At 68.2% G+C, this 25,462-nt stretch carries 17 protein-coding genes, 1 tRNA gene and 1 other RNA gene; 7 read left to right on the forward strand and 12 right to left on the reverse strand.

Annotated features, from left to right (window positions below; genetic code table 11):
- Positions 1 to 292: 292 nt before the first annotated feature.
- The 7 genes from B5G02_RS09195 to tadA all read right to left on the reverse strand — a co-directional run bounded on the left by B5G02_RS09195 (position 293) and on the right by tadA (position 9,662).
- Positions 293 to 1,018, reverse strand: coding sequence for an ABC-2 transporter permease (locus tag B5G02_RS09195; protein WP_019239915.1), 726 nt, complete (start codon positions 1,016 to 1,018; stop codon positions 293 to 295).
- On the reverse strand, positions 1,019 to 1,972 hold the full coding sequence (locus tag B5G02_RS09200) for an ABC transporter ATP-binding protein (protein ID WP_232385552.1): 954 nt from the start codon (positions 1,970 to 1,972) through the stop codon (positions 1,019 to 1,021).
- 83 nt (positions 1,973 to 2,055) lie between these two features.
- Positions 2,056 to 2,436, reverse strand: a complete 381-nt coding sequence (locus tag B5G02_RS09205; protein WP_019239917.1) for a GntR family transcriptional regulator — start codon at positions 2,434 to 2,436, stop codon at positions 2,056 to 2,058.
- Between the two features lie 445 nt (positions 2,437 to 2,881).
- Complete coding sequence (locus tag B5G02_RS09210) at positions 2,882 to 4,747, reverse strand: ABC transporter ATP-binding protein (protein WP_094335996.1); 1,866 nt, start codon at positions 4,745 to 4,747, stop codon at positions 2,882 to 2,884.
- Positions 4,748 to 6,682 carry an ABC transporter ATP-binding protein gene (locus tag B5G02_RS09215; RefSeq protein WP_019239919.1) on the reverse strand — a complete coding sequence of 645 codons (1,935 nt, stop codon included), beginning with the start codon at positions 6,680 to 6,682 and terminating at the stop codon, positions 4,748 to 4,750. It abuts the gene before it with no gap.
- A gap of 325 nt (positions 6,683 to 7,007) precedes the next feature.
- Positions 7,008 to 7,103, reverse strand: an RNA gene (ffs, locus tag B5G02_RS09220) — signal recognition particle sRNA small type.
- A gap of 75 nt (positions 7,104 to 7,178) precedes the next feature.
- Entirely contained in the window at positions 7,179 to 9,662 is a 2,484-nt protein-coding gene (gene tadA, locus B5G02_RS09225) for a tRNA adenosine(34) deaminase TadA (protein ID WP_241146218.1), read from the reverse strand.
- A gap of 62 nt (positions 9,663 to 9,724) precedes the next feature.
- Here tadA and B5G02_RS09230 point away from each other — a divergent pair.
- The 4 genes from B5G02_RS09230 (at position 9,725) to B5G02_RS09245 (ending at position 15,663) form a co-directional block, all read left to right on the forward strand.
- Positions 9,725 to 9,814, forward strand: a tRNA-Ser gene (locus B5G02_RS09230).
- Between the two features lie 398 nt (positions 9,815 to 10,212).
- Complete coding sequence (locus B5G02_RS09235; RefSeq protein ID WP_094335997.1) at positions 10,213 to 12,933, forward strand: metallophosphoesterase; 2,721 nt, start codon at positions 10,213 to 10,215, stop codon at positions 12,931 to 12,933.
- Between the two features lie 446 nt (positions 12,934 to 13,379).
- Positions 13,380 to 14,168, forward strand: coding sequence for a hypothetical protein (locus B5G02_RS09240; RefSeq protein ID WP_143758307.1), 789 nt, complete (start codon positions 13,380 to 13,382; stop codon positions 14,166 to 14,168).
- Positions 14,169 to 14,652: 484 nt separating this feature from the next.
- Entirely contained in the window at positions 14,653 to 15,663 is a 1,011-nt protein-coding gene (locus tag B5G02_RS09245; protein WP_241146219.1) for a hypothetical protein, read from the forward strand.
- 352 nt (positions 15,664 to 16,015) lie between these two features.
- Here the strand turns inward: B5G02_RS09245 and B5G02_RS09250 are convergent, their stop codons facing one another.
- Positions 16,016 to 17,062: a branched-chain amino acid aminotransferase gene (locus B5G02_RS09250; RefSeq protein WP_094336006.1), complete on the reverse strand. Its 1,047-nt coding sequence runs from the start codon at positions 17,060 to 17,062 to the stop codon at positions 16,016 to 16,018.
- A gap of 491 nt (positions 17,063 to 17,553) precedes the next feature.
- Here B5G02_RS09250 and cysE point away from each other — a divergent pair, with 491 nt between their 5' ends.
- Positions 17,554 to 18,291 (forward strand): serine O-acetyltransferase, encoded by a 738-nt coding sequence (gene cysE / locus B5G02_RS09255; protein WP_094335999.1) that lies wholly within the window; start codon positions 17,554 to 17,556, stop codon positions 18,289 to 18,291.
- Between the two features lie 92 nt (positions 18,292 to 18,383).
- Here cysE and B5G02_RS09260 read toward each other — a convergent pair whose 3' ends face one another.
- Positions 18,384 to 19,625: a coiled-coil domain-containing protein gene (locus tag B5G02_RS09260; RefSeq protein ID WP_094336000.1), complete on the reverse strand. Its 1,242-nt coding sequence runs from the start codon at positions 19,623 to 19,625 to the stop codon at positions 18,384 to 18,386.
- Between the two features lie 244 nt (positions 19,626 to 19,869).
- Between B5G02_RS09260 and galE the strand changes: the two genes are divergently transcribed.
- Together galE and B5G02_RS09270 are read left to right on the forward strand one after the other, a co-directional pair.
- On the forward strand, positions 19,870 to 20,928 hold the full coding sequence (galE, locus tag B5G02_RS09265; RefSeq protein WP_094336001.1) for a UDP-glucose 4-epimerase GalE: 1,059 nt from the start codon (positions 19,870 to 19,872) through the stop codon (positions 20,926 to 20,928).
- 47 nt (positions 20,929 to 20,975) lie between these two features.
- Positions 20,976 to 21,995: a polyprenyl synthetase family protein gene (locus B5G02_RS09270; protein ID WP_094336002.1), complete on the forward strand. Its 1,020-nt coding sequence runs from the start codon at positions 20,976 to 20,978 to the stop codon at positions 21,993 to 21,995.
- Positions 21,996 to 22,090: 95 nt separating this feature from the next.
- On the opposite strand, the gene B5G02_RS09275 is transcribed toward B5G02_RS09270, so the two are convergent.
- The 3 genes from B5G02_RS09275 to B5G02_RS09285 all read right to left on the reverse strand — a co-directional run bounded on the left by B5G02_RS09275 (position 22,091) and on the right by B5G02_RS09285 (position 25,329).
- On the reverse strand, positions 22,091 to 22,777 hold the full coding sequence (locus B5G02_RS09275; protein WP_094336003.1) for a TVP38/TMEM64 family protein: 687 nt from the start codon (positions 22,775 to 22,777) through the stop codon (positions 22,091 to 22,093).
- A gap of 96 nt (positions 22,778 to 22,873) precedes the next feature.
- Complete coding sequence (locus tag B5G02_RS09280) at positions 22,874 to 24,571, reverse strand: sensor histidine kinase (protein ID WP_094336004.1); 1,698 nt, start codon at positions 24,569 to 24,571, stop codon at positions 22,874 to 22,876.
- Positions 24,556 to 25,329, reverse strand: coding sequence for a response regulator transcription factor (locus tag B5G02_RS09285; protein ID WP_019239931.1), 774 nt, complete (start codon positions 25,327 to 25,329; stop codon positions 24,556 to 24,558). Before B5G02_RS09285 ends, B5G02_RS09280 begins: the two co-directional genes overlap by 16 nt.
- Positions 25,330 to 25,462: the final 133 nt, after the last annotated feature.

The raw sequence follows: 25,462 nt of genomic DNA on the forward strand, positions 1-25,462 counted from the left end.
GGGACAGGTCGCTTTGAAGGCGGCCCCGCGGGGGCGCCAGCAGGTAGATGGGTCACCGCGCCGCGTACCGACATGGTATCCGCCGAACGGCGGTACGACCATATTGCAAATTATCAGTGCAGGTAGCCGAGTTGCCCCTGTGCCGGTTACTCGGCTAGCCCCTCATAAAACGTTCGTTTCGCTCACTTTGGGAACGCGGGGCGCCGCGCAGCCCCTCGTGCGCCGCTATCCGGCGGGTGCAGGCGACGCGCGGCGCGAAAAACGCCCGTCCCCGCGCCCACCGCAACACCCGCTACAGCTCGCGGCGCTCGTAGAGCTTGAGCGACACGCCAGCCGACACGCCGAGCGCCACCGCGGCGACTACCACCGCGATGCCGAAGCACGCCGCCACGCCCGCCGGCGTCTCGATGAAGCCGAGCACCTGAGCAATGGTCTCCATGGGGATGGCGCCGCTGTCCAGGATGCCCGTGCCGTTCACGATGAGCATCGGCCCCACGAACAGCAGGATGGTGACCATGGGGATCCATTGGGTGGTCTTGTTCTGGCCGAACCTGAAGTAGATGGGGGTCTCGATGCTCGCGATGAGCGCGCCGAGCGCCATGCAGAACGCCACGGCGAACACCATGCCCTGCACCATGTCGGGGTCGAACGCCAGGATCTCCGAGATGCCCATGGGGAGCTCGACCACCGTCGCCACCGCCATGACCACCGCGCAGATGCCCGACATGAGCAGCATGCCCGCGAGCCCGAGCGTCACGATCACGCCATAGCGCGCGAGCACCACGTCGCGGCGGCCCACCGGCAGCGTGAGCCGGTAGAGCCCCCAGTTGTTCTGCTCGTCGTACGTGGCGGCGGCCATGGTGCCCAGCATGAAGAACATCATGGTGAGGATCGCCGGCGCCGCCACGATGGTGCCCATGCCCATGCTCACGAACACGGCGACGAAGCACCCCACGCCCATGAGCTGCTTGAAGTAGTCCCGGAAGATGGTCATCTCGATGAGGTATGCGCGCTTCATCTATCGCACACCGCCTTTCAGGGTGAGGGTGAGGTAGTCGTCGATGGTCATGCGGTCGACGGGCACGTTCGGGAACCGCTCGCTGAACGCGAAGCGGTCGGGGACGAGCAGGTCGATGCCGTAGTCGTTCTTGCGATAGCGCAGCTCGTGCTCGGGGATGAAGCCGCTCGCCGCGATGCGCTCGAAGTCCGCGACGCGGCAGCGGGCGATGCCCATCTCGTCGGTGATCTCGTCTTTGGCGAGGTCGAAAGTGATGTGCCCCTCGTCGATGCACAGCACGCGGTCGGCGATGCGCTCGAGGTCGCTCGTGATGTGGCTGCTCATGAACACCGCGCGCCCCGGCTCGGCCACGAAGTCGCGGAGGCGGTCGAGCATCTCGTCGCGCGCCATGGGGTCGAGCCCGGCCGTCGCCTCGTCCAGGATGAGCAGCTGCGCGCCGTGGCTGAGCGCGCACGCCAGGCTGAGCTTCATGCCCATGCCGCGCGAGAGCTCCTTCACCTGCTTGGCGCCGTCGAGGTCGAACGCATGGGCGAGGCGGTCGAACGCGCGGGCGTCCCACGAGGTGAAGGCGCGCTCCATCACGCGGGCGACGTCTCGGACGCGCAGGTGCCCGGGCACCGACACGGTGTCGAACACCACGCCGATGCGCTCCTTCAGCGCCGCCGCGCTGCCCCGGGCGAGCTCGCGGGCGTCGCGGCCGAGCATGCGCGCGCTGCCGCCGTCGAGCCCGATGAGCCCGAGCAGCGCCTTGATGGTGGTCGATTTGCCCGCGCCGTTCTTGCCCACGAAACCGACGATCTCGCCCTCGCCCACCGTGAAGCTCACGTCTTGCAGGGAGAATCCCGCGTAGTGCTTGGTCATGTCCCGCGCCTCGATGAGCGCCGGGGTTGCGTCCGCGTTCAGGCTCGCGCCCGCGCTCGCCATCGGGTCGCCCATAGGGTTCATAGATGCCATAGGTGCCGCCACCTTTCATCGTTCATGCTGGTAGGAGGTGTGCGATGTCCGCCGCGCCTACGCGCGGAGCGCTACCCCCCCCCTCATGCCCGACGCTCCTCGAGCATGAGGTCGAGCATCTCGGCGAGCTCGCTGTCCGCGAGGCCCATCGCGCGTCCCCGCTCGACCGCCTCCGCGAGCAGCCCTTCGATGCCGCGCAGCTGCTCCTCGCGGATGAGCTCGGCGTTGCCGCCGGCCACGAAGCTGCCCTTTCCCTGCACCGTCTCGATGAAGCCCGCGGCCTCGAGGTCGGCGTAGGCGCGCTTCGTGGTGATGGCGCTCACCCGCAGGCTGTTCGCCAGCACGCGGATGCTGGGGAGCTGCTCGCCCTCCGCAAGCTCACCGGAGAGGATCGCTGCCTTGATCTGGCTCGTGATCTGCTCGTAGATGGGCTTGCTGCTCGCGTTCGAGATGATGATCTCCACACAGGTTCCTTTCCGTACGCCGCCGGGGCGTCCCCCAGCGGCCTGGCGGGCGCGCCTGACGTCCCAGCGCGCCGCTCAGCGAGTATAGTGTATATACTCGATACATACAGTATATATACACTTATGTACAGTGCAAGGGGGTTTAGGCTGTTTTTTGGCGTTTCGCGGCTATGGTTGCGCGACGGACGCGCGCAGGGGCGAGTTGGAGAACGGCCGCACAGCCTCTCGCGAGCCTCCGCCGAACATTCGAGCGCCGAAACTGAGTGGGATTTCGAAATGTCTGAGTAGACCCGCTTGTCGAAGATAGCTTACCTGCGATTTCTCCGTGAAATAAGGCGGTCTACCCAGCGCATCTAGAATCCCACTCAGTTTCGGCGCTCGAACATGCCGGACACGCCGCAGACCCCCGCAAACGCGCCCCGAAGCACCCCGAAAACCCGCCGCGCTACTGCGCGAACTGGGCGTTGTACAGCTCGGCGTACGCGTTGCCGCGCGCGAGCAGCTCGTCGTGGGTGCCGCGCTCCACGATCACGCCGTCGCGCATCACGAGGATGCAGTCGGCGTTGCGGATGGTGCTCAGGCGGTGCGCCACGATGAAGCTTGTGCGCCCTTCCATGAGCTTGTCGAACGCGCGCTGTACCTGCAGCTCGGTGCGGGTGTCGATGCTCGAGGTGGCCTCGTCGAGCACGAGGATTGCCGGGTCGCAGAGCATCACGCGCGCGATGCACAGCAGCTGCTTCTGCCCCTGGCTGAGCGTGCCGCCGTCCTCGGGGATCACCGTGTCGTAGCCGTCGGGCAGCGCGCGGATGAACGAGTCGGCGTGCGCGCGCTCGGCGGCGGCGATGACCTCCTCGCGTGTGGCGTCGGGCCGGCCGTAGGCGATGTTGTCGTGCACCGTGCCCTCGAAGAGCCAGCTATCCTGCAGCACCATGCCGAACGCGCGCCGCAGGCTCGGCCGCGTGACCGCGCGCACCGGCTCGCCGTCGATGCGGATCTCGCCCGCGTCCACGTCGTAGAAGCGCAGCAGCAGGTTGATGAGGGTCGTCTTGCCGCAGCCCGTGGGCCCCACGAGCGCGATGCGCATGCCCGGGCGCGCGTGCACGCAGATGTCGCGCAGCAGCGGGCGGTCGGGCACGTAGGAGAAGTCCACGTGGTCGATGTCGACCGCGCCCGCGGGCTTCACGAGCTCCCGGGCGGTCGGCGCGTCGGGCTCCTCCTCGGCCGCGTCGAGCAGGGCGAAGAGGCGCCGCGCCGAGGCATACGCGGTCTGGATCTGCGTAATGACGCTCGTGACCTCGTTGAACGGCTTCGTGTACTGGTTGGCGTAGGAGAGGAACGTCTGCACCTCGCCCACCGTGAGCTGCGCCGGCACGCCGGTGATGACGCCCGCGCACCCGATGATGGCCACCACCGCGTAGATGAGGTTGTTCACGAAGCGCGTGCCGGGGTTCGAGAGCGAGCTTAGGAACTGCGCGTGCTCGCCTGCCGTGTAGAGCTCACGGTTGATGGCGTCGAAGCCGTCCTGGGCGCGGTCGCCGAACGCGAAGGCGTCGACGAGCTTCTGGTTGCCCACGAGCTCCTCCACATAGCCGCCGAGCTGGCCTTGGATGCGCTGCTGCGCCGAGAAGCTCTTGTTCGAGAACTTCGCGATGGCCGACGCCACGAGCACCGAGAGCGGCGTGACGAGCACCACGACGAGCGCCATGGGCACCGAGATGGAGAGCATGAACACGAGCGTGCCCACGATGGTCACCACGCCGGTGAAGAGCTGGGTGAACCCCTGCAACAGGCCGTCGCCCACCTGGTCGACGTCGTTCACCACGCGGCTGATGAGGTCGCCGTGCGGGTGGCTGTCGATGAACGAGAGCGGCATGCGGAAGAGCTTGTCGTTGGCCTCGACGCGCAGGTCACGCACCGTCTCGTACGAGAGGCGGTTCACGCAGTAGCCCTGGAGCCACTGGAAGGCCGCCGCGCCCACCACCACGAGCGCGAGCTGCTCGACGAGTGGCAGGAGCGCGTCGAAATCGACCCTGCCCGCCGAGACGATGAGGTCGATGCCGCGGCCGATGAGGATGGGCACGTACAGCTGGAGCACCACCGAGATGGTCGCCGCGACGAACGAGACCGTGAAGGAGAACGCGTGCGGGCGCACGTAGCCGAGCAGCCGGCGCGTGACCTCCCAGGTGCCGTAGCGCGCGGTGGAGAGCCTAGGCCCGCTGCCGGGCGCCTCGGGGCCGCCCAAGTCGCTGTTGCCGGAAATGCTCGACGCGACGGTCGAGACCGAGCCTACGGACTGATATGGGTTCGCCATCTACGCCACCCCCGTATCGGATGCCTCGACGGAGCCGGTCGCCGGGCACGCGGCGGCCGTCGCTGCCGGCGCTCCCCCGCCCGCGCCGACGGTCGCGAGCGCCTCGCCGTTGGCCAGCTCGAGCTCGCCGTCGTCGGTAACCTCCAGCACCTCGTCGTCGGCGAGGCCGAGCTCCTCGCGCTTGAGCTGCGAGAGGCAGATCTCCTGGTACACCTTGCACGAGCGCAGCAGCTCGTCGTGCGCGCCGAGGCCGACCACCGCGCCGCGGCGCATCACGCAGATGAGGTCCGCGTCGCGCACGGACGAGACGCGCTGCGAGACGATCACCGTGGTGAGGGGCGCCGTCGACGCACCCGGCACGCGCGCGACCCCGCGCAGGCGGATCGCGTGGCGCAGCGCGGCGTCGGTCTTGAAGTCGAGCGCCGAGGCGGAATCGTCCAGGATGAGCACGAGCGGCTCGCCCACAAGCGCGCGGGCGATGGACAGGCGCTGCCGCTGCCCGCCCGAGAAGTTCTTGCCGCCCGCCTCGACCGGGCTGTCGAGCCCCATGGGCAGCTTCTGCACGAAATCCGCCGCCTGTGCGCAGGCGAGCGCGTCCCACAGCTCGTCGTCGGTCGCCGCGGCGTCGCGCCAGCACAGGTTCGAGCGGATCGTGCCCGAGACGAGCGAGGCCTTCTGCGGCACGACGCCCACCACCCGGCGCAGCTGCTTGAGCGGCCAGGCGCGCACGTCGCGGCCGAGCACCTCGACCGCGCCGGCCGTCGCGTCGTAGAGGCGCGGGATAAGCGAGACGAGCGTCGACTTGCCCGAGCCCGTGCCGCCGATGACGCCGAGCGTCTGGCCCGGGCGCAGCGCGAAGTCCGCGCCGTCCACCGCGCGTGCCGCCGAGCCCGGGAACGAGAAGGCGGCATCGCGCATGCGCACGGCGGGGGCGCCCGCGGCGAGGGCGGCCTCCACGTCCACCGGCTGCGCGCCCGCGTCCGAGATGCTCGGCTCGCACTCGAGCACCTCGTTCACGCGCGTGGCCGAGGCGCTCGCCCGCGTGAACACCACCACGAGGTTCGCCACGTAGACGATGGAGAGCAGCGTCTGCGTCATGTAGTTCACGAAGGCCATGACCTCGCCCTGCGAGAGCGCGCCCACGTTCACCTGGATGCCGCCCGCCCAGAGGATCGCGCACACGCCGAGGTTCATGACGAGGAACGTCACCGGGTTGAGCACGCTCGAGAGCTTGCCCACGGCGATGGCGGTCGCCGCCTGGTCGGCCGACGCGGCGCGGAAGCGGTCGCGCTCGTGGCGCTCGCGCACGAAGGCGCGGACGACGCGCTCGCCGGACAGCCCCTCGCGGCAGATGAGGCCGATGCGGTCGAGCTTTCGCTGCATGCCCTGGTAGTACGGCACGCTGCGGGCCATGACCACCCAGAACACGATGCCGATGAGCGGCGTGGAGACGAGGAAGATGAGCCCGAGCTTGAGGTCGATGGCGAGCGCCGCCACCATGGAGCCCACCGCGAGGAACGGCCAGCGGATGAGCTGGCGGATACCGAGGGCGATGGCGAGCTGCACCTGGTTGACATCGTTGGTGATGCGCGTGATGAGCGAGGGCGTGCCGAAGCGGTCGAGCTCCGCATACGAGAGGCGGTTGATGGAGCGGTACAGGTCGCAGCGGATGTCCGTGCCCATGCCCTGCGAGGCGAGCGCGGCCATCTTCTGGCACACGAGCGTGAACGCCATGCCGATCGCGGCCATGATGAGCAGCAGCGCGCCGTAGCGCAGCACGACGGGCAGGTCGTGCGCGCCGACGCCCTCGTCGATCATGCGCGCGATGACGAGGGGCGTGAGCAGGTCGAAGAAGACCTCGAGCAGCTTGCACGCGGGGCCTACGATGAAATACCGGCGGTACGCGCCGGCGAAGCGTCGGAGCAGCTTGAACATGATCGCCTTCAAACGGTCGGGTCGATGCGGGGAATCCGGCGGGTCGCGGGCGGGCGCAGGCGGCGCGGGGCGATGGCCGGTACCAATGTAGAGATGATAGGCCATGGTAGGTCATGCATCTATAACGTAAGCGTTAAAAATGCGGCGGCGGAGGGGCTGCCGGGGATAACGGCGGGCGCGCCGGCTGCGGGCGGGCGCGGCGGGACCGCCGGCTGCGGAGCGCGGGCGCGGGGTGGACGCGGGGTTTGCGGGGCGCGCGGCGGGAGCACCGGCTGCGGGCGGGCGCGGCACCGCACGGAGCCCCGACATGAAAAAGCGCCCTGTGCACTCGATGGATCCGGGTGCCCGGCAGAGGCTCCTTATGGCTGCTTCCTCCCGGACCTGACCAGATTCGGAACATATCGTCACCCGAACCCATCGAACGCGCAGAGCGTAGTGCCTATGGTACCCGTTGGGTCGCCGCGCGTCGAGGGGCAAATTGCCTCCCGCTGCCAAATCACCACGTCTGTCCCAGCAGGTACGCCCGGATGGCGGCCTCGCCGGCGGCGCGCAGGTTCGCGCGCGCCTCGTCGCGGGACAGCGCCCTATCGAGCGCCATGGGGCGGCGGACGATGGGGAGCACGAGGCCGATCCCGGCCGCGTAGACGTCATCGAGCACATCCGCACGGCCTCCCACCAGCGCGATCGTGGGAACCCCCCGCCGATGCGCCCGCGCCGCCGCCCCCACCGGAGCCTTGCCGTGGGCGGTCTGTTCGTCCATGAAGCCCTCGCCCGTGATGAGGAGGTCGGCCTCGGCGAGCGCCGCATCGAAGCCTATGAGGTCGAGCACGGCCGACGCCCCCGAGGTCATGCGCGCGCCCAGGACGAGGAGCGCCGCGCCCAGGCCGCCCGCCGCGCCGGCGCCCGGCACGCCGAGGACGGAGCGGAACCGCGGCCGCCCCTCCCCCGCCGGAACGCCCGCCGCCGTGCGCGCCGCGTCGAGGGCGCGCCCGTAGCCGACCATCCAGCGGTCGCATGCCACCAGGCGCTCCTCCGCCCCCGCCTCGTCGACACACCCCTCGAGCAAGCCTTTCTGCGGACCGTACATGCGCACGGCGCCGCGTGCGCCCACGAGCGGGTTGTCCACATCGGAGAGCACGACGAGCTCGCAGCCTTGGAGCGCCGCGAGCGCGGCGGACAGGTCGACGCGCGCCACATCGCGCAGGCCGGCGAGCCCCGGCGCGATCTCCTCGCCATGCGCGTCGAGCAGCCGGGCGCCGAGCGCCTGGAGGAAGCCCGCCCCGCCGTCGTTCGTGGCCGACCCCCCGATGGCGAAGTACGCGCGCCGCGCCCCGCGCGCCACGGCGTCGAGCAAAAGCTCGCCCACGCCGTACGTCGAGGCATGGAGCGCCGCCTCGTGCGTGCACGGCGAGTACTCGATGCCCGCCGCCTCAGCCATCTCGATGGCCGCGACCGGGCCGTCCGCACCATCCGCTAGCAGGTACGATGCGTCCACCTGCTCATCGAGGGGACCGGCCACGCGCCGGGTGACGATCGCGCCGCCGAGCGCGCGGTGGAGCGCCTCGACGGTGCCCTCGCCGCCGTCCGCCATGGGGAGCGCGGTCACGCGGGCGCCCGGGCAGGCGTGCCGGATGCCCTCCGCCGCCCACGCCTCGACCTCGGCGCTCATGGCCGATCCCTTGAAGGAATCGATCGCGAGCAGCACGCGCGGGGCGGGAGCCGGCGTCGCCGCGCACGGGGCGTCCTCGCAACAGGCCGCGCGCGCACCGGCGCCGTCCCGCAGCGCCGCCGCGCGCTTCGCTTCGTGCGCGTCGCCGTCCGCCCGCGCGCCCGCGCGCAGGTTCGCGAAGAAGTCGCTCAGCACGCCCGCGCACGCATCGGCGAGCACACCCGCGGTCACCGCGAACCGGTGGTTGAGCCGCGCGTCGTCGTGCAGGCGGTAGAGCGAGCCGAGCGCCCCGCCCTTGGGGTCGGCCGCGCCGTACACGCAGCGGTCCACGCGCGCGTTCACCATGAGGCCGGCGCACATGAGGCACGGCTCGAGCGTCACGTAGACCGTGCAGCCCGAAAGCCGCCAGCGACCGAGGGCGCGCGCCGCGGCGGTCATGGCCAGAAACTCCGCGTGCGCCGATGGGTCGTCGTCCAGCTCGCGCCGGTTGTGGGCGCGCGCGATGACCTCGCCCTCGTGCACGACGACCGCACCGATGGGCACCTCGCCCGCCGCTGCCGCCGCCCGCGCCTCCGCGAGCGCCTCGACGGTGCCCTCGCCGCCGTCCGCCATGGGGAGCGCGGTCACGCGGGCGCCCGGGCAGGCGTGCCGGATGCCCTCCGCCGCCCACGCCTCGACCTCGGCGCTCATGGCCGATCCCTTGAAGGAATCGATCGCGAGCAGCACGCGCGGGGCGGGAGCCGGCGTCGCCGCGCACGGGGCGTCCTCGCAACAGGCCGCGCGCGCACCGGCGCCGTCCCGCAGCGCCGCCGCGCGCTTCGCTTCGTGCGCGTCGCCGTCCGCCCGCGCGCCCGCGCGCAGGTTCGCGAAGAAGTCGCTCAGCACGCCCGCGCACGCATCGGCGAGCACACCCGCGGTCACCGCGAACCGGTGGTTGAGCCGCGCGTCGTCGTGCAGGCGGTAGAGCGAGCCGAGCGCCCCGCCCTTGGGGTCGGCCGCGCCGTACACGCAGCGGTCCACGCGCGCGTTCACCATGAGGCCGGCGCACATGAGGCACGGCTCGAGCGTCACGTAGACCGTGCAGCCCGAAAGCCGCCAGCGACCGAGGGCGCGCGCCGCGGCGGTCATGGCCAGAAACTCCGCGTGCGCCGATGGGTCGTCGTCCAGCTCGCGCCGGTTGTGGGCGCGCGCGATGACCTCGCCCTCGTGCACGACGACCGCACCGATGGGCACCTCGCCCGCCGCTGCCGCCGCCCGCGCCTCCGCGAGCGCCTCGCGCATGAACCGTTCGTCCTGTTCGCCGCGTTCCACCCGCTACCTCTCTCGACGTGTTGCCGCACCTTGGATGATTCGATGCTATCATTACCAGTCACGGAGAGATGGCAGAGCGGTTGAATGCGGCGGTCTTGAAAACCGTTGGGCGCGCGAGCGTTCCGGGGGTTCGAATCCCCCTCTCTCCGCCATCGCCAGAGCATGCGAGCCCCCGACCGGTGCGTCCGGCCGGGGGCTCGTTGTTTGCCGCCGGCCTCGCCGCTGGCCTCGCGGTCGCCGCCGGCGCCGCTGCCGTCATCTTCGCCCGCGCCCGCATCTTCCGCACCCACGCCCACCGCGCCCGCACCGTCCGCGCCCCCCGAGCGCTGCGCTTACATTCTTGACGAAACGTTAATTCGATTGTCACGCGCCCTTTGCGGAGGCCTTACGCCCCCTCGCGATACTAACCGCATGTGTCCGATATCGGCGCATGACGACGGCATCCGCCCGCCCGCACGCGGCAGGCGTTCTCCAGCATCCGAAGCCCGATACGGCAGCGGCGCCCAGCGCGACGGGCGCCCGCAGAGCGTCCGCGAACGATTGGAGAACCATGTCAGAAGTCGAGCCCACCCCGCACGCACCCCTCGCCCTCAACCGGCGCAGCTTCCTGAAGCTCGTCATCGACGCCAGCGGAACCGCGGCCGCCGCGAGCGCGCTGCCCGCCACCGCGAGCGCTGCCGACGCGCCCACCTCGTACCCCCAGAAGTTCACGTTCGCCATCATGAGCGACGTGCACTACCTCTCGCCCGACCTCATCGCGCAGAACGCCGCGTACGAGATCGCCGAGAACTCCGACCGCAAGATGTTCAGCGAGAGCGCCGACATCCTGAACCGCGCCCTCGAGGTCGTGGTCGAGCAGGCGCCCGACATGGTCGTCGTCCCCGGCGACCTCACCAAGGACGGCGAGTACCTCGGCCACGAGCAGGTGCGCGACCTGTTCAAGCGGGCACAGGAGCAGATCGCCGAGCAGCACGACGGCAAGCAGACGAAGTTCTTCGTCATCAACGGCAACCACGACCTCAACAACCACCACGCGAAGGACTTCGCCCAGGCGGGAGCCGAGGACACCGAGGCGCCGGATGCCCAGCGCACGAGTCCCACGCAGTACAAGGACGAGATCTGGGCGGACTTCGGCTACGCCGAGGCCACGGCGTGCTTCGACCGCAGCGGCACCCGCGACGGAAGCCTCTCCTACGTGGTGCGCCCCTGCCCCGGCCTCACGCTCATCGTGGTGGACTCCTGCAGCTACAACCTGCCGGGCGATGGCACCGGGCTGGCGCAGGAGACGCAGGACGGCATGACGCAAGAGCTCGTGGACTGGGTCTGCGCGCAAGCGAAAGCGGCGCGGGCCGCCGGCGATGTGGTCGTCGCCATGCAGCACCACGGCATCGTCGAGCACTTCGGCTATGAGGATGAAATCTTCGGCGAGTACCTCGTCAACAAGAACCTGAGCTACACGGACGTTGCCGAGCAGTACGCCGACGCCGGCATCTCCGCCATCTTCACCGGGCACATGCACGCGAACGACATCGCCAAGCACACGAGCGCCGCGGGCAACACCATCTACGACATCGAGACCGGCTCGCTCGTGACCTATCCGTCCCACATGCGCCTGGGCTCGTTCGAGTTCGCGCAGACGGGCGATACGCTCGAGTGCACCATGACCGTGGACGACCAGCCGCTCGGCACGGTGGACTTCTCCATCGCGCAGGCCGGCGGGCTGAACGACGTGGCGTCGCAGGACATCACCGAATACGGCAAGAGCCGCACGCTCACCGTGGAGTCCGTCACCACGATGCTCGACGGCTACGTGGTGGACCCGCTGCTCGCGCAGGTGGAGGCTAGTGGCGGGGTGAAGGCGACGATCGCCGGCCTTCTGGGCTGCGACGCCAACGCGCTCGACGGGCAGCTGTGGGCGCTCCTCACGGGCATGCTTCCCACCTCGATCGACGATGCCATCGCTCAGGGTTTCTACATCTCGAAGAAGGTCCTCATCATGCAGGTCGATGTGGCGCTCTTCTACAACGCCGCGTCCGGCCGCATCGAGGCGTGGCAGCTGGCGGAGACCCCGGCCACGGCAAGCGCGCTCGATGTCACCCTCACCCCCGCGGAGGAGGAGCAGATCGTCAACGCGCTCAGTGCGACACCGTCCACCATGGCAGAGGGCGATGAATGCGCGCTGTACATCACCGCGCAGGATTTCTCGGCCTTCATCGACGGGCTCCTTGCCGAGCTTGACCAGAAGATTCTGCTCGACACGGCAAACGGCGGCCAGCAGGCGCTGCGCGACATCGTGAGCGCCCTGGTCAAGAGCCTGCTCGAGAGCCCGGTCAACGATACGTATTCGGTGCTCGGACTCGTCGATTTCGCCTATCAGGATCACCTGCTCGGCAACGAGCAATCTGGTGGCGAGGCGGTATCCTCCGCCATCGCGGGAATCGAGAACGACAACCTGCTCGGCACGCTCGTGGGCACGCAGGTCAACGGGCTGCTCGCGAAAGATTCCGCGTTCATGACGCTGGCCGGTAAGGTCGCGTGCGTCCCGTCCGACCTCATCAAGCAGGAGGGCAGCAACGTGATCGGCGGGCTCGTGGTGGGGCCGCTGCTGCTCGGCAAGGTCGAAACGCTCGCCGACCTCGTCGAGCTGCTCACCGGTTCCATGCTCGGGCTCGACCTGGGCGGCACGGTTGCCGGCCTCGTCCCGAGCATCGAGCTCTTCGGCCAGCCCATCCCCCAGCTCGCCGCCGGCGCGCTCAAGGCGCTCGTCACCGACGAGAACGTCAACGGCGCGAGCGCCGACGAGAGCGACCATCACCTAGTCATGCAGGCCGCGGCGACCATCCCCGAAGAGGAGGCGCCGTCGAAATCCGGTCTGCAGAACACCATCGGCAGCGCTGAGAAGGTCGATACCACCGGCGCCTCCAGCAGCGCAGTGAAGGAGTTCGAGGCCGCGCTCGCCGCCGCGCGGTCGGTGATGAGCGATCCCGATGCTACCGAGGCGGAGATCTCCGCTGCTCAGACGCGCCTCGCGAACGCCATCAAGGCGGTCGAGGAGAGCAAGGCGCATGGTGTCCAGGGCAGCTCCGGATCGAGTGACGGCGGCTCGGGCAACGACGATACCAGCGGAAACGGCAACGGCAACGGTGATGGCAACCTGCTCCAGACGGGCGGCGTGAGCATGACCGCCTCGCTCGCCGCGTTCCTCGCCGGCGGCGGTGCCATCGCCGCGGGCATCAAGGCACGCATGTCCGGCCGTGGGAACCGGGAGTAACGCTGTCCCGGCCGGGCGCACGGCAGTGGCAACGTCGCCGTAGCGTCCGGCCGATCTTTTCGCGCGAACTATCGAACTCCGCGCGATCCCATCTCAACGCATGGGCACCTCGGTATGACATGTCGAGGTGCCCTATTTTTTTCTACCCCTTCATATTCTCTTTTTCGAGTATTGAAAGCTGATACAGTACAGTCAAGCGCACGGCACCCAACCGGGCGCGGGGCGCGGCGACGAGCCCGCCCGGACAACGAGAGATGGGAGCATCATCATGAGCGGTATCACCAGGCGAAGCGCGCTGAGGCTGTTCGGTTCGACAGCCGCCATCGCGGGGCTCGGCCTCGCCGGATGCAAGAAGGACGAGGCGCAGACAGCCCCGACGAACACAGAGGGGGGGGGTAGCTGATCCCGAGCCCAAGAGCACCGTCCCCACGGTCGACGACTTTACCGTGAGCGACGTAGACTATGACACGGATGTCGAAAACGGCATTATTCACGCCACGTTCACTATCTCAAGCAGCGCTTCTGTTCCATGTATAGTTACCGCCGACGTTGTGGGATCCTACACCGCCACCGACGAATACGGTGACAAGCAGACGGAACAAACGGGGCTGGGCTTCAAGATTGCACGCGGATCAAATCTGGACAATTCAGCCACCAATGCCCTTGCCCTGATTAACGCTCAGGATGAAGCGGAGCTCGAGCTTTATATAAATATTCCCACCAGATACGATAACGAAATCGGCGAGGATGTCGTGATCGACATCGAGGGCATTGATGTGCAGGTGACCGAGGTCGAAGATGCCACTGATAACGAGTATCTTTTGCCTGACGCCTACGAAATCGACGGCCTTGCCATCTCCACGCCTGAAGTGGGATACGGGTTCCAGGTAACAGGCACCATCACAAACAAGACCGACCATCGTTGGTCAAGCATCGAGATCGGATTTCTCGCAATCGACGCCGACAATAATCCGTACCGCTTCTTCTGGGTCGAGGAGGGATCGGCCTACTCGGGATATGCGACTACCGTATCTGAAGCAGAGTACATTAAGCCGGATTCCAGCGGAGAGCTCGTGTATGGCGAGCAGGATGCCGCCTACCGCTACAACCCCGAAGATAACTACTCAGCCGTTACACTCGATAGCTCGCAGGTCTTTAGCATTGACAAGGTCGCCTCTGTCGAAGTGCAGTACGCCCGCGCTACCTTCGATGATGAGGATGATAGCGACGAATAAGCCGCGCAGCCGCTAAAAATGGTGGCGTAGTTCAGATATGCACGATTCGCCGTGCCGCGCTCGAGGATTTTCGGGCGCGGCGCGGCGTTTTGCGTGGCGCGACCGAGCGAATCCTGGGGTTTTCCCCGCGGCCAAGCCGCCAGGAGCCAGCGCGCCCCTATCCGAGCCGCCAGAATCGTGCATATCTGAATTCCAACACCACATTTTGCGCATTCCGCTCAAAAAACGCTCCACACCCGCAGCGAAGCGCCTCGAACAAATCGCACCGCGTAAGCGTACGGCACGGACGACCCCGCCAGACGCTGCCCACGCACATCGCAGGCTCGACCTGGAGCTGCAGCCAGGGCATCTTAAGCAATTCTCCCCTATCTGAGCCTACCGTTCGCGCTCCTGGAGCGGGTACAGATATATCAAGCACCCGGCACCTCGCCGAGCGCGCAGCGCGACGTCAGCGTCCGCTCAATCCACGCGAGATGGGAGCATTATGAGCGACATCACCAGGAGAAGCGCACTGAGGCTATTCGGATCTGCGGCCGTGGTCGCGGGGCTCGGCCTTGTCGGTTGCCAGAAGGACGATGACCAATCCGCTCAAACGGACACCGATTCCAAGGCCGACGATGCCCCGACACTCGCCGACGTCACGGTAAGCGATGTAACCTTCGACGCCGATGAGGAGAACGACCTCCTAACCGTCACCGTCACCCTCTCGAGCGCCGCCTCCGTACCGTGCCTGGCCAAGGCAGATGCCGCGGCGATCTACACGGACACCGATGAGAACGGCGACGACCGTGAAGAGCGGCTGAAGCTCAGCTGGGATCTCGTGCGCGGCGCCAACGTATACACCACGGATTGCGAGGCCCTGATCGAGGCGGACGGCGTGGCGGAGCTCAAGCTGTACCGGAGCATGCCCACCGTCCACGACGATAAGACCAACAAGGACACCAAGATCGACATCAAGAACATCGACGTGCAGGTCTCCGAGGTCACCAACGCGCTCGACGCCGTCGATGGCAAGAAGGACCTCCTGCCGAGCGAGTACAAGCTCGACGATTACGCCGTCGCCGCGACCGAGAAGGGCTACGGTTTCCAGGTGACGGGCACGCTCCAGAACAAGAGCGAGAGCACGTGGAAGGCCGTCGACGTCTACTTCCTTGCGCTCGAAGCGAACGGGAACCCGTACCGCTTCGCATACGGCGATGACGGCAGCACGCGCTTCACCTACGCGGTGGGCGAGAGCGAGGCGAAGAATGTCAAATCCGGCGACAGCGGGGACTTGATCGGCGACGACCAAGACAGCGAATATGATCCGACCGATCAGGAGAATTCGGTAGTGGAGGATCAGTCGAAGCTGTTCAACATCGATACCATCGACTCCGTCGAGGTGCTCGGCGTGGTCGCCACCTTCGACGACACGAAGGACGACAGTGCGGACGACAAGAAGGACGACGCGGACAGCAAGGATGCCGCTGACGACAAGGACGACAGCAAGGAATAAACCGCATCGCCGCAAAAAGTGGTGATGGAATTCAGATATGCGCGATTCACCGCGCCACGCTCGAGGATTTTCGGGCGCGGCGCGGCGTTTTACGCGGCACGGCCGGGCGAATCCTGGGGTTTTGCCGAGCGACTAAGCCGCCAGGAGCCAGCGCACCCCTATCAGCGCCGCCGGAATCGTGCATATCTGAATTCCATCACCACTTTTTGCTCACGCTGCTCAAAAACGCCCCCGCGGAAGGCAAGCCGCCACGCAAAAGCGCGCGGTGCAGGCAACCCCGCACCGCGCGCTCTCGAAATCACCCCACCGGAGGCATACGCCCCAGCACATCGGGCAGCCTACGCAGCCCGTCCTAGCAGATCTTCACGACCCAGCCCTCGGGCCCCTCGATCTCGCCGTCCTGGATGCCGGTGAGCGTCGCACGCAGCTTCTGCATGACCGGCCCCACGTGCTCCATGCCGCCCTCGCCGAACGTGATCTCCTCGTCGCCGTTCACGACCTTGCCCACCGGGCTGATGACGGCCGCCGTGCCGCACATGCCGCACTCGACGAAGGCGCCGGACGCGACCTCCTCGAACTTCACCTGGCGCTCGACCACCTTCATGCCGAGCATGTTCTCGGCCACGTACACGAGCGAGCGGCGCGTGATGGACGGCAGGATGGAATCGGTCGCGCTCTTGGGCACCACGAGCGTGCCGTCCTTATCCACGAACAGGAAGTTCGCGCCGCCGGACTCCTCCACGTAGGTGTGGGTCTGCGGGTCGAGGTACATGTTGTCGGCGAAGCCCTCGGCGTGCGCCTGGACGCTCGGGTAGAGGGACATCGCGTAGTTGAGGCCGGCCTTGATGGCGCCCGTGCCGTGCGGCGCGGCGCGGTCGTACTCGGGCACCTTCACCGCGACGGGCTTCACGCCGCCAGAGTAGTACGGGCCCACGGGCGTGACGAGGATGCGGAACTGGTACTCGTCCGCCGGCGCGACGCCGATGACCTCGCCCGTCGCGATCATGAGCGGGCGCACGTAGAGCGTGGCGCCCGATCCGAACGGCGGCACCCAGGCCTCGTTGGCCTTGACGACCATCTTCACGGCCTCGATGAACTTGTCCTCCGGGAAAGGCGGCATCACGATGCGGCGCGCGGAGTCGGCCATGCGCGCGGCGTTGAGGTCGGGGCGGAAGCAGACGATGTCGCCGTCCTTGGTGGTGTAGGCCTTGAGCCCCTCGAACACCTCCTGGCAATAGTGGAAGATGCCGGCGCACTCGGACAGCGTGATGGTGTGGTCGGTGGTGAGACCGCCCTCCTCCCAGGCGCCGTCCTTGTAATTGCAGACGTAGCTGTAATCCGTGGGCTGGTAGGCGAAGCCCAGGCTGCCCCAGTCGATGTCCTTCTTCTCTGCTGCCATGATGCGCTCCTTCGATGAGTCGAATTGTATGCACCCGAGGAAGCCCGGGCGCACCGAGCTCCTTCGCGTTGTTCGCATAGCGTATCGACCATTGTACTCCGCCCCGCTAAAGCGACCCGTTAATTCTTTGTTGCAGCAAGCGAGACGGCGCGGGGGAAGACGCCGCCGCGGAGGGCTCCCACCGCCCCTTGAGAACCCAAACTGAGCGAAACGAGCAGTTTATGGGCACCCTCGGAAGTAGCAAGGGGTTGAGCGCCGAAGAAAGCACTGGTAGCGAGCTTGCCGTTTTGGCGGCTACTTGTGCACCCCCGTATAAACCGCTCGTTTCGCTCACTTTGGGTTGCGAGCCGCCTGCGCGACCCCCGACCGAGCGGACATTCCGTCGCATCGAGGCATTCCTGCGCCTATAATCCTACCAATTCGCTATACTTATGCGCATCGCAGCGGTGCGCCGCCGCCCGCGCGCCCGCACACGCTCCAAAGGAGTAACCATGAGCTTCATCACCACCGTCCGCGAGGACATAGCCACCGTGAAGACACACGATCCCGCAGCTCAGAGCGGGTTCGTCATCGCGCTCTCCTATCCCGGCCTGCACGCCAAATGGATGCACACGCCCGAGCACTGGCTGTGGGAGCACGGCGCGCACGGCCCTGCGCGCGTGCTGAGCCAGGTGACGCGCTTCTTCACCGGCGTCGAAATCCACCCGGCGGCGCAGCTGGGCAGGCGCTTCTTCATCGACCATGCCATGGGCGTCGTCATCGGCGAGACCACCGTCGTGGGCGACGATTGCGTGCTCTACCAGGGCGTCACGCTCGGCGGCACGGGCAAGGAGTGCGGCAAGCGGCATCCCACGCTGGGCAACAACGTCACCGTGGGCGCCGGGGCGAAGGTGCTCGGCAACATCCACCTCGGCGACAACGTCAAGGTGGGCGGCAACTCGGTGGTGGTGAAGGACGTGCCCGACAACTGCACCGTCGTGGGCGTGCCCGGGCGCATCGTGCGCCGCAACGGCTGCCGCATCGTGGAGGAATCGTTCGAGGCGAAGCAGCACCGCCTGAGCATGCCCGACCCCGTGGAGGAGCAGTCGCGCGTGAACCGCGAGGGCATCAAGAGTAACCGCCGGCGCATCCGCGAGCTCGAGCAGCAGATCAACGACATGGAGCAGCAGCTCGCCGAGATCACGCGCCTGGTCGAGCAGCTCGTGGAGCAGCGCGGCGCGCAGCGGTAAGGGCGACGCGAGAGCGTCTGCGACGCGGGCGGCGTACCGGGACGGCCGCCGGCGCGAGCTCGCGCGCCCCGCCGCGGCCACCGTGCCCCGCGCTAGCTCATCTGCGAGAGGTCCTTGCCCAGCGCCCAGCCCCAGCGCGGCGTGACCGTCGTGCCGTACGTGTTGATCCACTGGTCGAGGCCGTACGTGGCGATGGGCCCGACGTTGTGCATGACCTTGTCGTCGCCGATGTAGATGCCCACGTGCCCGTAGATGCGCCCCGCCGAGGTGAGGTTGTGCGTCGACACGGCGATGATCATGCCCACCTGCAGCGCGGATTTATCCGAGCTCGTGCAGTACATGTTGTACATATCGCACGCGTTGCCCCACACCGACCCGATGCCGGCGTTCGAGAACACGTAGCTCACCCACGCCGCGCACCAGCCCAGGCCGGGCGACGCCGTGTAGTAGCACGAATCGACCACGCGCTTCTGCGCGGAGCTCGCCGCCGAGTAGTCCTGGCCGCTCCCCGCCGCGGGCAGGACGGGCGGCGTGCTCGAGCCGCCGCCGGCCATGGCCTCCTGCCGCCGGCGCTCGGCCTCTGCCTCGGCCTGCGCGGCCGCGAGAATCTCCTCGTCGCGCTTCGCGATGAGCTGCTTCACCTCGTCGTCGAGGCCGTTCAGGATCTCCTGGGTCTCCTGCTGCTTCTGCTGCATCTCCGAGAGCTGCTCGGCCTGGGCGGCCTTGAGCTCCTCGAGCTCGGCCTTCTGGTCCTCGAGGCTCTGCCGCTTCTGCTCGAGCTGCGTGCGGATCTCCTCGATCTCGGCGATGACCTCGCGGTCCGCCTCATTGATCTTCTCGACGTAGTACGCGTTCGAGATGAGCTCGTCGAACGTCGTCGCCGAAAGCAGGATGGAGAGCGTCTCGTTGCCGCCGTTCTTGTAGCTCGTCGCGACGCGCTCGGAGAGCACCTCCTGCTTAGCGGCGAGCTGCTCCTCCTGCTCGGCGATCTCGGCCTCGGTTGCCTCGATCTGCGCCGTGACGTCCTCGATCTGCGAGATGGTCTCGTCCTGCTTCTTGCTGAGCTCCTGGTACTGCGCGGAGAGGTCGTCGAGCTGCGCCTGGACCTCGTCGAGGCGCGTCTGCGCGTCATCGAGCGCGTCGAGCGTCTCCTGCGAGGCCTGCGGCGTCGCGCGCGCGGTGATGGGGCTCGCGAACAGCGTGGCGAGGCCCGCGGCGGCGAGCGTCATCTTGATGGCGTCGCGGCGCGTGCAGCCGCTCGGGGCGGCAGGGGCGGTGTTGCGGGTATCGGAAGGGATAGGGGTTCCCCCGGGAAAATCGCTGCGGTGTGACATACGTGCTCCGTTTGATCTCTGTGTGTATGCTCAACCTGCCCATAAGGATACCGCACCGCGCGGGGATGTCCGCCCACATCGTCGAATAATCGCGCAAACGGCACGGCACCCCCGCGGGCGGCGACGCTATACTTTGAGTGACGCCGATGCGGTGAGCGAACGGGGCGGGGCCCGCCCGCGCGCACCGACGCCCGGCACCGCGCGCCCCAGCCGGCGCGGCAGCATTCGACGTGAGGAGTCACCCATGGCACAGGCACTGACACCGCAAGATACATGCGTCCTCGTTACCGGGGGCGCCGGATTCATCGGATCGCACACGTGCGTCGAGCTGCTCCAGCGCGGCTATCGCGTCGTGGTGGTGGACAACCTCTACAACGCGAGCCCCGTCGCCCTCGACCGCGTGCGCCAAATCGTGGGCGAAGACGCCGCGCAGAACCTCGCCTTCTACGAGGTGGACGTCAACGACCGCGCTGCGCTCGACGCCGTCTTCGAGGCCGAGCACCCCGACCGCGTCATCCACTTCGCCGGTTACAAGGCGGTGGGCGAGAGCGTGAGCAAGCCGCTCGAGTACTACCACAACAACATCGGCAACACGCTCACGCTGTGCGCCTGCATGCGCGACCACGGCTGCAAGGACATCATCTTCTCGAGCTCCTCGACCGTCTACGGCGACCCGGACAACCCGCCCGTGACCGAGCTCGACCCCAAGAAGCCCGCCACGAACCCCTACGGGTGGACGAAGTGGATGATCGAGCAGATCCTCATGGACCTGCACACGGCCGACCCGGAGTGGAACGTCGTGCTGCTGCGCTACTTCAACCCCATCGGCGCGCACCCCTCCGGCCTCATCGGCGAGGACCCGAAGGGCATCCCGAACAACCTCGTGCCCTACGTGGCGCAGGTGGCCGTGGGCAAGCGCCCGTTCGTGCAGGTCTTCGGCGACGACTACCCCACCCCCGACGGCACCGGCGTGCGCGACTACATCCACGTGGTCGACCTCGCGCGCGGGCACGTGTCGGCGCTCGAGTGGATGAACGGCCGCTCCGAGGTGGGCATCTTCAACCTGGGCACCGGCACCGGCTCCTCGGTGCTCGACGTGATTCACGCGTTCGAGCGCGCCTGCGGCCACGAGATCCCCTACAAGATCTGCCCGCGCCGTGAGGGCGACATCGCCGCGAACTGGTGCGACGCGACCAAGGCCGAGCAGGAGCTGGGCTGGAAGGCCGAGTTCGACATCAACGACATGTGCCGCGACTCCTGGAACTGGCAGTCCAAGAACCCCGACGGCTTCGAGACCGCGTAGCGCGCCCCAGACGAGCCACCGAGTCACCGACCGAAACGAGAAGCCCCATGCCCAACGCCTTCGCCGCATACCTCGCCGAGCACCACACCGACCTGGACGGGTACCTCGCGTCGTTCTTCGGCGAGGAGCGCACCGGCTGCCCTGCGGGGGACGACCTCGACCGCTTCCTCTACGCGCCCCTGCGCGCGTTCTCCGAGAACGGCGGCAAGCGGCATCGTCCCCTCATCTGCCTCATCGCCTGCCGCGCCGTGGGCGGCGACCCCGCGCGCGCCCGGAGCTGCGCGGCGGCCATCGAGCACTTCCAGAGCGCGGCCCTCATCCACGACGACATCGCGGACAACGGGCAGCTGCGCCGCGGGAAGCCGTGCCTCTACCTCACCGAGGGCGTGGGGCTCGCCATCAACTGCGGCGACCTCGACCTCACGCTCGTCACGGAGGCCGTGCTGAACGACCCCGTGCTCGACGACGCCACGCGCGTGCGCGTGATGCGCGAGCTCACCGCCATGACGATGCGCACCATCGAGGGGCAGGCGCTCGACCTGGGCTGGGTGCGCGACGAGCGCTTCGACCTCGGCGTCGACGACTACCTGCGCATGGCCACGCTCAAGACCGCGCACTACAGCGGCGCCGTGCCGCTCGCCTGCGGCGCGATCATCGGCGGCGGCAGCGAGGCGCAGGTCGAGGCGCTGCGCTCGTTCGGCCTCGACACCGGGCTCGCCTTCCAGATCCAGGACGACCTCATCAATCTCGTGGGCAGCGACACCGCCAAGGATTTCCGCACCGATATCACCGAGGGCAAGCGGACGCTCGTGGCCGTGCACGCGCTCGCCGACCCCGCGGCGCACGACGAGGTCGAGGCCATCCTGCGCTCCGGGTCGAGCGACCCGGCGGTGCTCGCGCGCGCCGTGGAGCTTTTCGAGGAGACGGGGTCGATCGCCTACGCCCACGACGTGGCTGAGCAGCTCATCGCCCGCGCGAAGACCACGCTCGCCGGCATCGAGCTCGACGAGGCGTGCCGCGCGCTCCTGCTCGACATGGCCGATTTCTTCCTCAGCCGCGCGAGCTAGCGGATGACATAATCTAGACTGATAAAATCCAGACAGGCTGGTTTTTATCATTTGACGCGACGCCGGATGATAAAAACCAGCCTGTCTGGATTTTGTCATTTCTTGGCGCGGCGCTCGAGGCGGCGGTACAGGATGCCGCCAGCAAGGAGGAGCGCGCCCGCTACCAGCACCGATGCGATCGCCAGGGTGTAGTCGCCCGTGCCGAGCGCTGACGCCGCGACCGTCGAGGTCACGACCGAGGGCAGGCGGCCGAACGTGGTGATCGCGAGCACCGCCCCGAAGCGCATCTTGGTGAGCCCGGCGAAGTAGGTGAGGAAGTCCTTCGGCGTGCCGGGGATGAGGAACACCGCGAGCATCACGAGCTCGAGCCGGCGCGTGTCGCGGATCCACGCATAGCGCTCGAGTTGCGCGCGGTCGAAGAACCTCCCCACGAGCCGCCAACCCCAGCGCCGCACCGCGAGATAGATGGCGCTCGAGGCGATGACCGAGGCGATAAGGCAGAGCACCGTGCCCTCGACGAGGCCGAACGCGTAGCCGCTCGCGAGCTCGACGGGCTCTCCCGGCAAGAACGCGAGCACCACCTGCAGCGCGTTGATGCCCACGAGGGCGAGCCGGCTCAGCACCGCATGCTCGGCGACGAGGGCGTGCACCGCCGCCGGGTCGGTGAGCCAGGCGTAGATGCCGGGCAGGTAGCGCCAGCAGGCCGCTGCCAGCGCCGCGACGATCGCGACGGCGCAGGCCGCGCCGGCAACGCGCGCGACCGCCGAAACCTCATCTGTCATCGCATCTCCCTGTGGCATCTGTGGCATCGCAAACCCCCATCCATCGTATCTGCCGCGTGTTCGCCCTCGGTAAGCCCCGCGTCAAGAGCGCTGCCGTCACGCGGCGAAGGTCACCGTCACCCGGGCACCGCCCTCGGGAGCGTTCGCGAGGGCGACCTCGCCGCCATGGAGCCGCGCGAGCACGCGCGCCACATTGAGCCCCAGGCCGAAGTGCTCGGCCGACTTCTGCTCGCTGAAGAAGGCGTCGCACCCGTGATGGAGCGCCTCGGCGGAGAAGCCGGGGCCGTCGTCCGTCACGGTGACAGCGAGCGTGGGCGCTGCGTCGCGCACCGCATCGCCGCCGGGCGCGAGGTCGAGCCCGACCGTGACGAGCGCGCTCGCGTGCCCGCAGGCATTGGAGAGGACGTTGCCCAGCACCTCTTCGACGACCTGCATATCGAGCTCAAGCGGCGCCCCGCCGTTCTCGCGCGACCGCGCCCGCAGGCTATCGCCCACCGCGAAGCGCAGCCCGCACGCGGCGCCGTTCGCCGCGACGTAGGCTGTGGCCTGGCGCTCGATGGCATCGACCGCATCCGCGGGCTTGATGGGAGCGCGGTTGACGGCGCGATCCTCGAGCTTCGTCACGCGCGCCATCGCCGCCGCGTAGCGCTCGAGCCGCTCGACTTGCTCGGAGATGACCGCGAGCGAACCCTCGACCCCGGCGGGCGATTCCTCCCCGCGCGCCCACACGCTCGCCAGCTCGACCGTGCCCTTGAGCACCGTCACGGGCGTGCGCAGGTCGTGGGCGAACGCTGCGTTCAGCCGGCGCCGATCCTCCGCCGTGCGCCAGAGCTCCCGCTGGGATTCCAGCAGCGCGGCGCGCATGCGCTCCATGGCCGCCGCGAGCCCGCTCAGCTCGCGCCCGCGCACCGGCTCGATCTGGAAATCGAGGTCGCGCGCGGCGATGCGCTCCGCCGCCCCGCCCAGCTCCGCGAGCGGCCCGCCGATATAGCGCCGGTAGAACCTGCGGAAGAGCAGGATCGCCAGGCCGCCGTACGCCAGGACGGGCACCCCGATGCCAGCCGTGAGCCGCAGCGCCCAATCGAGCCACGTGAGGTAGCTCGCCTCGTCGAGCGCCACGTAGTACGCGACGTTCGAGAGCAGCACGTCCTCCCCGAAGTCGCCCGCCCCGAACGCATCGACCGTCGGCAGGCGCGCGGCGCGCTCGCGGGCATCGTAGGCGGGCAGCTCGTCCACCGGGATCGTCGCATCCGGGTCGTACGGCTCGCCGCCCGTCGCCCGGTACTGCTCCTCGGTGTAGTTGCCGCCCCAATCGGACACGCGGTACGACAGGTCGCTCCGCAAGAGCCCCATCGTCGCGTCCACGACGCGCATGTCGCGGTCCCACCCGCCCGCAACGATGCTGTCCTCCGCCTCGTCCCGCGCGGCGTGGACGAAGGCGACGAATACGATATGGTCGTACGAATCCTCGAGGTAGACGGGGGTCGCCCGCAGCAGCTCGTCGGTCGCGGCATCATAGAGGTACGGCCCCGCATTGACCTCGGCGTGCTCCGCCCGGTGCTCCTCCGAGACCCGGTAGTACACCTCCATGAGCGCGTCGATGGCCACGAGCGCCACCGCGCTCGCTGCCACGAGCCACACGAGCGCATAGCCGAAGAACGCCCGCATGATGGTGGGGTTCCGGAACCATGCCTTCATGCGCGACCACGCCCGGCCGGGACGTCCGCCGGTACCCGCAGCGCCGCCCGCTCCCCCGTCCGCGCCGCGCCGCCGTTCCATCATCGTGCCGCCCATCGGTACCCCACGCCCCAAACCGTCTCGATCACCTCGTGCCGCGCGCCGGCCGCCTCGAACTTGTTGCGGATCCTCCGCACGTGTTCGCGCACGATGGATGGGTCGCCCGTCGCGTCCCACGCCCAAACCCGCTCGTAGATGAACGCCCGGTCGTACACGCGCCCCGGGTGCTTGCTCAGCAGCGCGATGATGTCGAACTCGGTGCGCGTGAGGTCGACCCGCACGCTAGCGCGCCCGCCGGCCGTCGCGCCCGGCCCCTCACCCGCCGCCGGCTGCGTCCGCACCTCGACCGTGCGCTTGGCATAATCGATCGTGATGTCCGAGAGCACGGAGACGCTGCGCGAGGCCGTCCCGCCGTCGCGCCGGGCCTCGCGCGCAAGATGCGCCCGCACGCGCCCACCGAGCACCGCGAGCGAAAACGGCTTGAGCACGTAATCGTCGGCGCCGGCACTGAAGCCGTCCAGCTGGTCGGCGTCCTCGATGCGCGCCGTGAGGAAGATGATGGGGCAGCTGAGCACCTCGCGCAGGCGGCGGCACAGCCCGAAGCCGTCCATGCCGGGCATGTTGACGTCGAGCAGCGCCAGGTCCACGCCGCGTCCGCGCTCGAGCACGCGCCGCACCTCCGCGAGCGCGCCCTCCGCGTCCGTCGCGCAGGCGGTCGCATAGCCCTCCATCTGGAAATACTCGTCGAGCATGTTCACGATGGCAGGCTCGTCGTCGACGATGAGCAGCAGCTTCGCATCCGTCTCGCTTGGCATGGCGTTCTCCTATCTTTAAGTCGTTGCATCTGAGAGCCGGATACCGGATGCTTTGGTGCAATGCAGAATCTGGCGGGCAGGGATGCCGGCATGGCAGTTGGGGCGCCCGAGGCGACCTCGCAAGGGAGAGTGG

This window comes from [Collinsella] massiliensis (assembly GCF_002161605.1).
GTDB lineage: Bacteria > Actinomycetota > Coriobacteriia > Coriobacteriales > Coriobacteriaceae > Enorma.

Excerpts from the sequence above, each read along its gene's own strand:
- B5G02_RS09195 (WP_019239915.1), bottom strand. The coding sequence starts at position 1,018 with ATGAAGCGCGCATACCTCATCGAGATGACCATCTTCCGGGACTACTTC.
- B5G02_RS09200 (WP_232385552.1), bottom strand. The coding sequence starts at position 1,972 with ATGGCATCTATGAACCCTATGGGCGACCCGATGGCGAGCGCGGGCGCG.
- B5G02_RS09210 (WP_094335996.1), bottom strand. The coding sequence starts at position 4,747 with ATGGCGAACCCATATCAGTCCGTAGGCTCGGTCTCGACCGTCGCGTCG.
- B5G02_RS09215 (WP_019239919.1), bottom strand. The coding sequence starts at position 6,682 with ATGTTCAAGCTGCTCCGACGCTTCGCCGGCGCGTACCGCCGGTATTTC.
- B5G02_RS09235 (WP_094335997.1), top strand. The coding sequence starts at position 10,213 with ATGTCAGAAGTCGAGCCCACCCCGCACGCACCCCTCGCCCTCAACCGG.
- B5G02_RS09245 (WP_241146219.1), top strand. The coding sequence starts at position 14,653 with ATGAGCGACATCACCAGGAGAAGCGCACTGAGGCTATTCGGATCTGCG.
- B5G02_RS09250 (WP_094336006.1), bottom strand. The coding sequence starts at position 17,062 with ATGGCAGCAGAGAAGAAGGACATCGACTGGGGCAGCCTGGGCTTCGCC.
- cysE (WP_094335999.1), top strand. The coding sequence starts at position 17,554 with ATGAGCTTCATCACCACCGTCCGCGAGGACATAGCCACCGTGAAGACA.
- B5G02_RS09260 (WP_094336000.1), bottom strand. The coding sequence starts at position 19,625 with ATGTCACACCGCAGCGATTTTCCCGGGGGAACCCCTATCCCTTCCGAT.
- galE (WP_094336001.1), top strand. The coding sequence starts at position 19,870 with ATGGCACAGGCACTGACACCGCAAGATACATGCGTCCTCGTTACCGGG.
- B5G02_RS09270 (WP_094336002.1), top strand. The coding sequence starts at position 20,976 with ATGCCCAACGCCTTCGCCGCATACCTCGCCGAGCACCACACCGACCTG.
- B5G02_RS09275 (WP_094336003.1), bottom strand. The coding sequence starts at position 22,777 with ATGACAGATGAGGTTTCGGCGGTCGCGCGCGTTGCCGGCGCGGCCTGC.
- B5G02_RS09280 (WP_094336004.1), bottom strand. The coding sequence starts at position 24,571 with ATGGGCGGCACGATGATGGAACGGCGGCGCGGCGCGGACGGGGGAGCG.
- B5G02_RS09285 (WP_019239931.1), bottom strand. The coding sequence starts at position 25,329 with ATGCCAAGCGAGACGGATGCGAAGCTGCTGCTCATCGTCGACGACGAG.